The sequence below is a fragment of the Methylobacterium marchantiae genome, assembly GCF_042679825.1.
Lineage (GTDB): Bacteria > Pseudomonadota > Alphaproteobacteria > Rhizobiales > Beijerinckiaceae > Methylobacterium > Methylobacterium marchantiae.
Window position 1 is genome coordinate 96,379 of record NZ_JBHTND010000008.1, and the last position, 11,608, is coordinate 107,986.

At 66.6% G+C, this 11,608-nt stretch carries 9 protein-coding genes; 6 read left to right on the plus strand and 3 right to left on the minus strand.

Translation table 11 applies throughout. From position 1 onward, the window contains the following. Nucleotides 1-93: 93 nt before the first annotated feature. Nucleotides 94-1,053 (minus strand): metal ABC transporter substrate-binding protein, encoded by a 960-nt coding sequence (locus ACFQ4G_RS08085; RefSeq protein WP_238205428.1) that lies wholly within the window; start codon nucleotides 1,051-1,053, stop codon nucleotides 94-96. Between the two features lie 287 nt (nucleotides 1,054-1,340). On the opposite strand from ACFQ4G_RS08085, the gene ACFQ4G_RS08090 reads away from it, so the two are divergent. From ACFQ4G_RS08090 to ACFQ4G_RS08115, 6 genes are all read left to right on the plus strand, one after another. Further along, the gene (locus ACFQ4G_RS08090) at nucleotides 1,341-3,122 is read left to right on the plus strand and encodes an ABC transporter ATP-binding protein (protein WP_238205430.1); all 1,782 of its coding nucleotides are present in this window, start codon (nucleotides 1,341-1,343) and stop codon (nucleotides 3,120-3,122) included. Nucleotides 3,123-3,178: 56 nt separating this feature from the next. Next, complete coding sequence (locus ACFQ4G_RS08095; RefSeq protein WP_238205432.1) at nucleotides 3,179-4,216, plus strand: aldose epimerase family protein; 1,038 nt, start codon at nucleotides 3,179-3,181, stop codon at nucleotides 4,214-4,216. Nucleotides 4,217-4,278: 62 nt separating this feature from the next. Beyond that, complete coding sequence (locus ACFQ4G_RS08100) at nucleotides 4,279-4,839, plus strand: GbsR/MarR family transcriptional regulator (protein ID WP_238205434.1); 561 nt, start codon at nucleotides 4,279-4,281, stop codon at nucleotides 4,837-4,839. 26 nt (nucleotides 4,840-4,865) lie between these two features. After that, on the plus strand, nucleotides 4,866-5,561 hold the full coding sequence (locus tag ACFQ4G_RS08105; RefSeq protein WP_379040070.1) for a DUF4166 domain-containing protein: 696 nt from the start codon (nucleotides 4,866-4,868) through the stop codon (nucleotides 5,559-5,561). Between the two features lie 25 nt (nucleotides 5,562-5,586). Beyond that, the gene (locus ACFQ4G_RS08110) at nucleotides 5,587-7,086 is read left to right on the plus strand and encodes a TIGR01777 family oxidoreductase (RefSeq protein ID WP_238205438.1); all 1,500 of its coding nucleotides are present in this window, start codon (nucleotides 5,587-5,589) and stop codon (nucleotides 7,084-7,086) included. Nucleotides 7,087-7,135: 49 nt separating this feature from the next. Further along, entirely contained in the window at nucleotides 7,136-7,459 is a 324-nt protein-coding gene (locus ACFQ4G_RS08115) for a YnfA family protein (protein WP_238205440.1), read from the plus strand. 9 nt (nucleotides 7,460-7,468) lie between these two features. Here ACFQ4G_RS08115 and ACFQ4G_RS08120 read toward each other — a convergent pair whose 3' ends face one another. Further along, the gene (locus ACFQ4G_RS08120) at nucleotides 7,469-10,234 is read right to left on the minus strand and encodes a DNA translocase FtsK (RefSeq protein ID WP_238205441.1); all 2,766 of its coding nucleotides are present in this window, start codon (nucleotides 10,232-10,234) and stop codon (nucleotides 7,469-7,471) included. Nucleotides 10,235-10,472: 238 nt separating this feature from the next. Further along, nucleotides 10,473-11,444 carry a TorF family putative porin gene (locus ACFQ4G_RS08125; RefSeq protein ID WP_238205443.1) on the minus strand — a complete coding sequence of 324 codons (972 nt, stop codon included), beginning with the start codon at nucleotides 11,442-11,444 and terminating at the stop codon, nucleotides 10,473-10,475. Nucleotides 11,445-11,608 lie beyond the last annotated feature (164 nt).

Genomic DNA, 11,608 nt, shown 5'->3' on the forward strand with positions numbered 1-11,608 from the left:
ACCGTTTGCCCGGATATCCGCAGCCTCGACGGACGGTGGTGCGCGGGAACACCTGCCGCCACGCGATCATCCAGCACCGATGCGACGTCGCCCCTATCGCTTCCCAAGGGCGGCGGCGAAGGCGGCGATATTGCTGCGCATCATCGCCACATAGGTCGCGGCCGGACCATCGGGGCCGGAAAGGGCATCGGAATAGACCTTGCCGCCGACTGTCGCGCCGCTTTCCCGCGAGATCTGCTGCATCAGGCGTGGGTCGGCCACGTTCTCGAGGAAGACCGCCGGGATCTTGTCGCGGCGGATCTGGCGGATGATCCGGGCCACGTCCTTCGGGCTCGCCTCGCTGTCGGTGGAGACCCCCTGCGGCGCGATGAAGTCGAGGCCGTAGGCGGCGGTGAAATAACCGAATGCATCGTGCGTGGTGATGATCCTGCGGTGCTCGGGCGGGATCGCCGCGATGGCGGCGCGGATGTCGCTCTCCAACCCGTCGAGCTTGGCGAGATAGGCTTCGGTGTTGGCAGCATAAACGGCGGCGTGGTCGGAATCTGCCTTCGTCAGGCCGTCCCGGATATTGGCGACGTAGATCCGTACGTTGGCGATGCTCTGCCAGGCATGAGGATCGTCATGGTGGGAATGGCCCGCATGTCCGCCCGCGTGATCGTCGTCGCCCTCGATCGTCTTCACCCCCCTTGCTGCGACGACGATAGGCGCCTTCGTGCCGGAGGCCTTGATCAGCCGGTCGAGCCATCCTTCGAGGCCGAGGCCGTTGACCACGACGATGCCGGCGGCAGAAAGCCTGCGCGCATCCCCCGGTGCCGGATTGTAGCCATGCGCGTCGGCATCGGGCCCGACGAGGGCCGAGACCTCGACGCGGTCGCCGCCCACCTGTTTCACGAGGTCGCCGAGAATCGAGAACGTCGCCACGGCCTGCAGCGGCTCCGCCGCGTCCACCGACTTCCCCGGTGTGACGAGGGCAATGGCGATGCTGAAGCATGCCATCACCACGGACCGGATGATCTGCTTCCTGGCCCGCATGGTCGTGTCTTTCTCTTTCATCTCTCGCATTCCCGACGGCACCCTACCCGACCGCGTCATCCTGAGACGTCCACTCAGCGGGCCTCGAAGCAGGCTTACGCCTCGCTTCTGCACTCGGCACGAGGCGGCAAGCTTGAGAGAACCGGGAGAACGGGAGCAGATCGCCACCCCAAACGCTCATTTAATGTAACAATATCACATTTCCAAGGTCGGCCTGTTTCCTGCCGTCGCTTGATCTTCCCGTCACCGACCGGCAAACCCCCGGACCGAAGCCGGGAGCCGCCCCGCGCGACAGACAACGGATGATCATGGCCCGTCGGCCGCTTCTGAGGGGTGACACCCTCCCCCTCCTCGGCCGGGTCTGGCGCGAGTGGCTGCGGCCGCACCGCGCCACGCTTGCCGTTGTCCTGGTCCTGATCGCCATCGTCGGTGCCGCCACCGGTCTCTATCCCGCCCTGATCAAGGGGGCCTTCGACGCGTTCGACAGCAAGGACCCGTCCGCCCTGACCTACGGGCCCGTCATCGTCATCGCCATCACCTCGATCCGGGGCTTCGCCCTGTTCGGGCAGACGGTGCTCACCAACCGGGTGGTCACCCGTGTCGAGGCCGACATGCAGGCGGCGCTCTACGGCCACCTCATCGATTCCGACCTCGCCCAGCTCGGACGGGAGAGCCCGGCGGCCTTCACCCAGCGTTTCACCACGGATTTTGCTTTCATCAAGGAAGCGCTGACCCGCATCTCCACCGTGTTGCTGCGCGATCTCGCCATGCTGATCGCCCTCGTCATCGCGCTGATCTGGATGGACCCGGTGCTCACCCTCGTGGCGGGCGTTGTCGTCCCCTTCGTCGCCGGTCCGATCGGTCGCGTCGGCAAGAAGCTGCGCCGGGTCTCGACCACCACGCAGGAGCAGATGGGCCTCACTGCGAGCCTCATCACCGAGAGCCTGCAGGGCGCGCGAATCGCCAAGACCTACTCCCTCGAATCCTATCTCAAGGGCCGCGCCTCGGGCGCCTTCGACGACGTCCGCCGCCTGAAGATGAAGGCGGCCAATGCGCGTGGACGCCTCGATCCGCTGATGGAGATCGGCGGCGGCTTTGCCGTGGCGGCGGTTCTGGTGCTCGTCGGCCAGCGCGTCATGTCCGGCGACCGCACCGTGGGCGATTTCACCGGCTACGTGGCGGCCCTGCTCCTGGCGGCGCAGCCCGCCCGCGCGCTCGGCACCCTCAACGCCATCCTTCAGGAGGCCGGCGCCGCCCTCCACCGCTACTTCACCCTGATGGACGAGGCGCCGCGCATCCGCCAGAAGCCCGATGCCGTGCCGCTGGTCGTCCGAGGTGGCGAAATCCGGTTCGAGGACGTGCGCTTTCGCTACCGCGAGGATGCACCGGCCCTGGAGGGGATAGACCTCATCGTCCCAGCCGGCGCCACCGTCGCATTGGTCGGACGCTCGGGCTCCGGGAAGTCCTCGCTGCTCAACCTTGTTCCACGTCTCTACGACGTCACCGGCGGACGCGTGCTCATCGACGGTGCCGATCTTCGCGACGTGACGATCCCGTCCCTGCGTGCGGCCGTGGCCGTGGTCTCTCAGGACGTGGTACTGTTCGACGACACCATCGCCGCCAATATCGGTTTCGGCCGTCCCGGCGCGACCCGCACCGAGATCGAGGCTGCTGCGGAGGCAGCGGCGGCGCATGGTTTCATCACTCGGCTCACGGAGGGCTACGAATTCCGCGTCGGCCCGTCCGGCGGGCGCCTGTCAGGGGGGGAGCGCCAGCGCATCTCCCTGGCCCGTGCCTTCCTGAAGGACGCACCGATCCTGCTCCTCGACGAGGCGACGAGTGCCCTCGATTCCGAATCCGAGCGGCTGGTACAGGGAGCCTTGCTGCGACTGATGCAGGGACGGACCACGCTCGTCATCGCGCACCGCCTTTCCACCGTGCGCGACGCCGACATGATCGTGGTCATGGAAGCCGGCCGGATCGTCGAGACCGGAACGCACGACGCACTGATGGTCTCGCAGGGCGGTTATGCGCGCCTCCACCGGATGCAGCTCTCGGGTGATGCTGAAACGCCGACCTCCGCCCCCTGATCCGCATCCCGCGCGTTGAGGCCGGAGACGACCTCCGGGGCGAAACGGGCGAGATCATGGCAGCGACTTCCTTCGGGCGGACGAAGGACGGACGGGAGGTGTCCCGTTACGCCCTCTCGCGGCCGCGCCTGCGCGTGCAGATCCTCGATTACGGCGGTGTCGTCAGCCGGATCGAGACGCCGGATCGCGACGGATCCTGGGCCAATGTCGTCCTCGGTGCTCGAGATGTCGCGGGCTACGAGGCGAGCGACGCGCATTTCGGCGCCCTCATCGGCCGCTACGCGAACCGCATCGCCAAGGGACGCTTCAGCCTGGACGGACGCGACTACCAACTGCCGCGCAATGCCGGCGCCAACACCATGCATGGTGGCAGGAGCGGGTTCGATCGGCGCATCTGGCGGGTGATCCGGGCGGACGACGCGTCCCTGACCCTCTCCTATCGCTCCTGCGACGGCGAGGAGGGCTTTCCCGGCAATCTCGACGTCGAAGTCGTCTATTCCCTGAGCGACGACGAGACCCTGCGGATCGACTATGCGGCCTGGACCGACCGGCCGACCGTCGTCAATCTCACCAATCACAGCTATTTCAATCTCGTCGGCGAGGGCTCGGGCGACGTGATGCAGCATCGCATCGCCATCGCGGCGGACCACTACCTCCCCACCGATGCCGAGCAGATTCCCACGGGGGAGATCAGGCCCGTGGCTGGCACGGCCTTCGATTTCCGCGAGTCCGAAGCTTTGGGCGCGCGCATCCGCGACGCGGATATGCAGCTCGCCCTGGCGCATGGCTACGACCACACATTCGTGCTGCGCGACCCCGGTGCGTTGCGGCAAGTGGCCAGCGCCCACGATCCGTCCAGCGGGCGACGACTCGACATCGCCACCACCCAGCCCGGCTTGCAGCTCTATACGGCCAACATGCTCGACGGCGCGGTGGTCGGGTCCGGCGGGCGGCTGTACCGCTCCGGCGATGCAGTCTGTTTCGAGGCGCAGGGGTTTCCCGATGCACCGAACCAGGAAAGCTTTCCCGCGACGGTGCTTCGTCCCGGCGAGCGGTTCACGGCGACGACGGCTTATCGTTTCAGCACGGACTGAGCGCCCCTCCCCAATCGCACAGATCGCTTGACCTGAGATCGTTTGTGTCTGTAATTTCTGTTATGACAGAAATTACAGACAGTACTGATAGGCTCCCTGTCGCGGTGGAGCGCTTCATCCTCCACTGGGGCGATCTCGGCGGCCAATGGGGTGTCAACCGCTCCGTCGCCCAGATCCACGCGCTGCTCTATCTCTCGGAGAAGCCGCTGGCGGCGGAGGAGATCGCGGCGACGCTCGGCATCGCCCGCTCCAACGTCTCGACCTCGCTGAAGGAACTCTCCGGCTGGAACCTGATCCGGCGGGTTCCGGTGCTGGGCGAGCGTCGCGATCACTTCGTGGCCGAGACCGACCTGTGGGAGGTGATCACCCGCATCGCCGCCGGTCGCAAGGAGCGCGAGATCGATCCGGCGATCGCGGCCCTGCGCACCTGCGTCGCGCAGGCTGAGGGCGATCCAACCATCGGTGCCGTCGCCTCACGCCGCCTCAAGGCCATGCTCGAATTCACCGAGACCATGGATCGCTGGCACAGCCAGATGCTCGGCGTTCCGCACGCGACCCTGGCCAAGCTGATCCGCCTGGGCAGCCGGATCGTGCGCTTCCTGCCCTCCAAGCCCGAAGGTTGAACCGGGGAGCCGTGATCATGGCCACGATGGCAATGACAGTTCAGTCCGCCACGGGCGAGGCGACGCCGCACATCGGTAAGGATACGGTGGGCCGTGCGAGGGAGGCCGACCTCCTCGATCTGCGCTTCCGCAGCCTGATCGCGGACGAGGACTGGAACAGCCTGTCGCCCGCGATCCGCAGACGCTTCACCAAGCGTCTCCATCCCGGCACCAGCGCCGTCTATGTCGGCTCCGTGGTCGAGACGCGCATGAGCCGTCTCGGCTGGGCGCTGGCACAAGTGGCCCGCATCGTCGGCGCGCCGCTACCGACCTCGCGGGCGGCCGGTCTCGCCAGCATCGTCTCCGTCACGGAGGATCGGGCGGGCGACGGACAGGTCTGGACGCGGCTCTACGCACGACCCGCAGGCTTTCCCCAGACGATCAACTCGGCCAAGCGCTTCGCCGGGCCGACCGGCCTCGAAGAGCATGTGGCCGGCGGCCTCGGCATGAGCCTCGATATCACCGTCATCGAGGGCCGTCCGGTCTTCGAGAGCCGCCGTTACTTCCTGCGGCTCCTCCGATGGCGCGTGCCTCTCCCCGGCTTCCTGACGCCGGGCGCCCTCACCGTGACCCACGGCGAGACTGGGGCGAACCGCTTCGCCTTCACCCTCACCATCCGCCATCCCTGGTTCGGCACGCTGATCCGCCAGGAGGCGGAGTTCCGCGACGTCGTCGACGCCTGATCCCTCACGCGGGAGACCCGACATCATGACCTCGACACTGCTCTGGTCGTTGATCGCCGTACAGATCGCCATGGGGGCCTTCGACACGCTCTATCACCACGAACTGACCGAGCGCCTCGCCTGGCGCCCGTCCCAGCGCGGGGAACTGCGCCTGCACGCTGTGCGCAACTGGCTCTATGCACTGCTCTTCCTCACCCTCGGTTTCGTCGAACCCAAGGGGTTTCTCGCCTGGATCGTCATGGGCGTGCTCATCGTGGAGGTGATCATCACCCTGATGGACTTCGTGGAGGAGGATCTGAGCCGCCGCCTGCCGGCCACGGAACGCGTGAACCACACGCTCCTGGCACTGAACTACGGTGCGATCCTCGTCCTCATCCTGCCGGTGCTGCTCGGCTGGGCCGGCGAGGCCACGGGCATGGCCTGGGTCAGCCACGGCGCCTGGAGCCTCCTCGCCCTCATCGCCTCCCTCTCGGTGGCGGTCTTCGGCCTGCGCGACTGGTTCGCGGCCGAGAGGTCCGAGCGACTCGGTCTGGCTTCCGCCGCCGGTCTCGCGGATGCGCTCGCTCCGGCGCAAAAAATCCTCGTCACGGGGGGCACCGGGTTCGTCGGCCAACGCCTCGTCGCGAGTCTCGCGGCGGCCGGCCACGAAGTCACGGTCCTGACCCGCGACGGCGCGAAGGCGGCCGCGTTGCCTGCGCCGTTGCGGGTCGTGACTTCCCTCGATCAGTTGCCGGGCGACACGCGGCTCGATGCCATCGTGAACCTCGCGGGCGAACCGATCGCCGATGGGCTGTGGACGCGCGCCAAGCGCCGCGCGATCCTCGCATCGCGGCTGAGGACGACTCGCAGGCTCGCCAAGCTGGTGGCTCGCCTCGACCGGCCACCGTCCGTCGTCGTCAGCGGCTCGGCCGTGGGGTGGTACGGCTCACGCGGGGACGAAGGCCTTGTCGAATCGAGCCCGGCGGCTCCGGCATTCACCCACAGGGTCTGCGAGGCCTGGGAGCGGGAGGCGATGGACATCGCCGCCTTCGGCCCACGGATCGTCGTTCTTCGTACCGGGCTTGTACTCGGTGTCGAGGGCGGCCTCCTCGCGCGGCTCCTCATGCCGTTCGAGTTCGGTCTTGGCGGACGGATCGGCTCCGGGCGGCAATGGATGTCGTGGATCTCGCGCGACGATCTCGTCCGCCTGATCTGCCACGCCGTGGCGACGCCATCCCCGTCGGGGCCGGTGAATGCGACCGCGCCGGAGCCCGTGCGCAATGCCGACTTCTCCGCATTCCTGGCGCGGCAACTCCGGCGGCCCGTCCTCCTTCCTCTTCCGGCTCGGCTGTTGCACGGACTCGGCCGTGACTTCGCCGACGAGATGCTGCTCGGAGGACAGAGAGTCCTGCCGCAGAAAGCCCTCGCCAGCGGGTTCAGGTTCCGGCATGTCCGCCTCGATACGGCGCTCGCATCCATCCTGGGACAGGATGAAGGACAGGAGGCGCCGGTCCATTCGGCGGCAATGGTGGCAGCGGGAAAATGATCGGCATCAGACGTGGATCCACGACCGTCCTTCGCGACGAAAGGCTGCGATGACCACAGCCCTCGTCTATGCCGGCGCAGCCCTTGCCGAGATCGCCGGCTGCTTCGCTTTCTGGGCGTGGCTCAGGCTCGACCGCTCGGCCTGGTGGGCGCTCCCGGGCGTGGCGTCCCTTGTTCTCTTCGCCGTGCTGCTCACGAAGGTGGAGAGCGACGCGGCGGGCCGCGCCTATGCGGCCTATGGTGGCGTCTACATCGCCGCATCGATCCTGTGGCTCTGGATCGCCGAGAGCCATAGGCCGGATCGTTGGGACCTGACAGGCGCCGCGATCTGCCTCGTCGGCACCGGCATCATCCTGATGGCGCCTCGCGCCTGACGGCCCGCGTCACATCTCGTGCGGATCGGGCTCCGTCAGGATATCGCGCTTGCCGGCGTGGTTCGCCGGTCCAACGATGCCCTCGACCTCCATCCGCTCCATCAGCGAGGCAGCGCGGTTGTAGCCGATCTGCAGGCGGCGCTGGATGTAGCTAGTGGAGGCCTTCTTGTCCCGCATGACCACTTGGACGGCCTGGGCGTAGAGGTCACCGCCGCTGTCGCCGAAGCTGCCCTGGTCGAAGACCGCGCCGTCGACCTCGATCTCGTCGATTGAGCCCTTGGCCGATTTCCCGCTGCCTTTGCCGCCCTTGTCGTCATCTTCACCGTCATCGGCGGTGACCGCCTCGAGATAGGACGGCCGGCCCTGGCGCTTGAGGTGGGCGACTACGCTCTCGACCTCCGAATCCGAGCAGAACGGGCCGTGGACGCGGGTGGTGCGCCCGCCGCCGGCCATGAACAGCATGTCGCCCTGCCCGAGCAGCTGCTCGGCGCCCATCTCGCCCAGGATCGTGCGAGAATCGATCTTCGAGGTCACCTGGAAGCTGATCCGGGTCGGGAAATTCGCCTTGATCGTGCCGGTGATGACGTCCACCGAGGGGCGCTGCGTCGCCATGATCAGGTGGATGCCCGCCGCGCGCGCCATCTGGGCGAGACGCTGGATCGCCCCCTCGATGTCCTTGCCCGCCACCATCATCAGGTCGGCCATCTCATCGACCACGATCACGATGTAGGGGAGCGGATTGAGATCCATCTCCTCGGTCTCGTAGACCGCCTCGCCGGTCTCGCGATCGAATCCGGTCTGGACGGTACGAGTGAGGATCTCGCCACGTCTGCGGGCTTCGGCAAGGCGCGCATTGAATCCGTCGATGTTGCGCACACCGACCTTCGACATCTTCTTGTAGCGCTCCTCCATCTCGCGCACCGCCCATTTGAGGGCGATGACCGCCTTCTTCGGGTCGGTGACGACGGGGGAGAGCAGATGCGGGATGCCGTCGTAGACGGAGAGTTCCAGCATCTTCGGGTCGACCATGATCAGGCGGCACTCTTCCGGCTTCATCCGGTAGAGCAGCGACAGGATCATGGTGTTGATGGCCACCGACTTGCCCGAGCCCGTGGTGCCGGCCACCAGCAGGTGGGGCATCTTGGCGAGATCGGCGATGATCGGCTCGCCGCCGATGTTCTTGCCGAGGCACAGGGCGAGACTCTGTTTCGTCTCGGCGAAATCCGCCGAGGCGAGGAGTTCGCGTAGGTACACGGTCTCGCGCTTGGCATTGGGCAGTTCGATGCCGATAGCGTTGCGGCCGGGAACCACGGCGACGCGGGCGGAAACGGCCGACATCGAGCGAGCGATATCGTCGGAGAGCGAGATCACGCGGCTCGACTTGGTGCCCGGCGCCGGCTCGAGTTCGTAGAGCGTGACCACCGGGCCGGGGCGCACAGCGAGGATGTCGCCGCGCACGCCGAAATCGCTCAGCGTCGCTTCGAGAAGGGTCGCGTTCTGCTCCAGGGCTTCCGTGGAGATCTGGCTCGCCAGGGACTGGCCCGGCGCTTCCGCGAGCAGTTCGAGGGCGGGATGTGCGTAGCTCTCCGAACCGTAATTCTGGGGTATCGGCGCGCGTCTGGCGGGTGCCGGAGCGGGGGACGGTGCCGGCGGCGTGACACGGGAGCGCGGCGCCGGCACGGCTTCGACCGGCGCGTCGAAAGCGTGGAATTCCTCGCCACCGTCGTCGGGCTCGTCGTCGTGCAGGATCGGCTCGGGCGGCGCCCGGCGCGGTGCAGGCCGGGGCTCTGCGACGCTGAGCGGCTCGAAGACCGGTTCACGGCGGCCCGGGGCTGGATCGTGTCCGCCATGCCCGGCGGTGTTGCCACGCCCGGCGGTGTTTCTGCCATGGCCCGCGGAATCCTGCGGGACATGGGTCGACCAGGGGATGTCGTCGCCGTCGGAGAATGCGCGGCGTGCGGCCAGCGCCGGCGATGCGCCGGCATAGGCGAGGTCAGTAGCGGCCGAGGCCCTGTCAGTACGCCAATCGGCGATCTTCCTGGCGATGGCTGTACGTCCGCCCATGAGAAGATGGGCTAGGGTCCCGAGGGAGACGATGCCGAGGCTCGGCTCGTCTTCCTCGTAGCGGCCGTCGTTCCGTGCGGACGATGGCGGACGCTGGTGCGAGGCGGACGGGAGCGGCTGGTCGTACGCCTCCTCTTCTGGCTCCGCACCGGCTCGGCAGGCGCCGGTGAGGCAGAGAATCGCGATCGCCGCGAAGGCGAAGCCGACGAGGGACGCGGCCGGGGATGCGACGGCGCCGACGATGAGACGCGCGGTGTGGATCAGGGCATCACCGGCGACGCCGCCGAGCCCGGTGGGCAGGGGCCAGCGTGCCGTGGGCGGAAGCGCGCTCGCCACCGCGCTAGCCGCGAAGAAGCCGATGATCCAGAGGGTCAGTCGCAGGCCGCCGCGCGGCAATTCGCGGGACCGCATCAGCTGGATGCCCCAGAAGGCGGGCGGCAGTGCGAAGGCGAGGGAGCCGAGACCGAGAAGCTGCATCGCGAGATCGGAGACCACGGCACCGCCTGTGCCAAGCACGTTGTGCGCGGCATGGTCGGTTGCGTGGTTGATGCTCGGATCGTCGATGGACCACGTCGCCAGGGCGACCGTCAGTGCGGTCGCCCCGGCAAACAGGATGAGACCGCCCAATTCCGTCATCCGCTTGGCCATGAAAGGCCTGAAGCTGTCGACGAAGGTGTCGTAAGGCGATGCAGAACGGCGGAGCGAGCGCATGCGGGACCAGACGCAGGGAGAAACGATCCGGTAACGCTAAGTCGACCGAGTTAACGGCCGTTTAAGGCTTAGAGATCGTTAGCGGCCCCCACAGACATGTTCGCGCTCGTCGTTGCGGCGAGTGAGAGACCGCACTGCATATTCTTCCCGCATCTTGCCGGTCCCGATGTCCATCGCCAACGAAGAAAGGCCCCGGAGTGATCCGGGGCCTTTCTTCGTCCGTCGCCTTGTGTCGTGCTCAGCGGAACAAGTTCATGAGACCGCCCGGCTCGGCGTAGATGCCCGGAGCCGCGGTGGAGGTCTGGAAGGTGATCGAGCCGATGACGGCGTCGCCGCACCAACGCGAGGTCCCGCCATTGACGAAGCCGCGGAAGTCGCCGGTGAGGGCGAAGCATTCCTGCTTGCTCAAGTCGGTGTTGTGATAACGGACGTCGAGAACGATGTTCTTGTAGGTGTAGGATAGACCGACGTTGCCATACAGGTAGCTCGGCAGGTTGAATGCTGTCTGCAGAGTGGCCGAGGTCTTGGCGGCGGTGAGGAAGTAGTAGCCGAGCTCTGACGAGATCGAGAAGCCGCCGGCATAGGACTCGGGCAGGAACGAGAACCAGGTCGCCGGCAGGGTGTAGGCGGCGGTACCGGACGTGTAGGTGCCGTTGGCGTGCTGGCCGAGATAGTTCGGCGAGAAGAATACGTTGAGGCCGAGGGTCAGCGAATCGGTCGCAGTCCAGGTGCCTTTGGCGGCGTATTCGAGGAAGTCGGTGTTTGCGGTCGTCAGCGGCACGTTGAACCGGCCGAAACCGTTGGGTCCGAACAGTCGCTGCTCGTTCGGGTAGAAATAGTAGATCACGCCGAGATCGAGGGCGAACTTGTCGTAGGTCGGACGAATACCGGCCGTGAGATCGAATTCCATGTCCGGCTTGGTCGGCAGCCGGGTCTGGTAGGTGGCAAAGCCGGTATAGGCGAATCCGCCGAAATACTGGGCTTCGAAGAAGGACTGGTAGCTGCCGTCACGGTTGGACTGCGATACGCCGCGGAAGTTGTAGTCCGTCTGGTAGCGCGAGCCGAACGAGAAGCCAATGAGCGGATCGGGGGCCTTGGCCTCGACCGGCATGACTTTAGGAGCCGGCATGTCGGCAGCGTTGACACCTCCAACGCTCAGGAAAGCAGCGAGGGAAGCGGCGGTCCCCAGCGCGGTCAGCTTCAGTGTCATTTCAGTTCAGCCCCAGTTATTCTGTGATTTGCAGGTTGCCCAATCCGCCTGTTCTTCGCAAAACCAACTTTGATGCAATTGCCTAGTAAATAGGCAAATTCGACCTATCCGAGGACTTGCCCTGGGGATGTTGCTTTTGCATCACATTCTCGCCGTACTCCGCG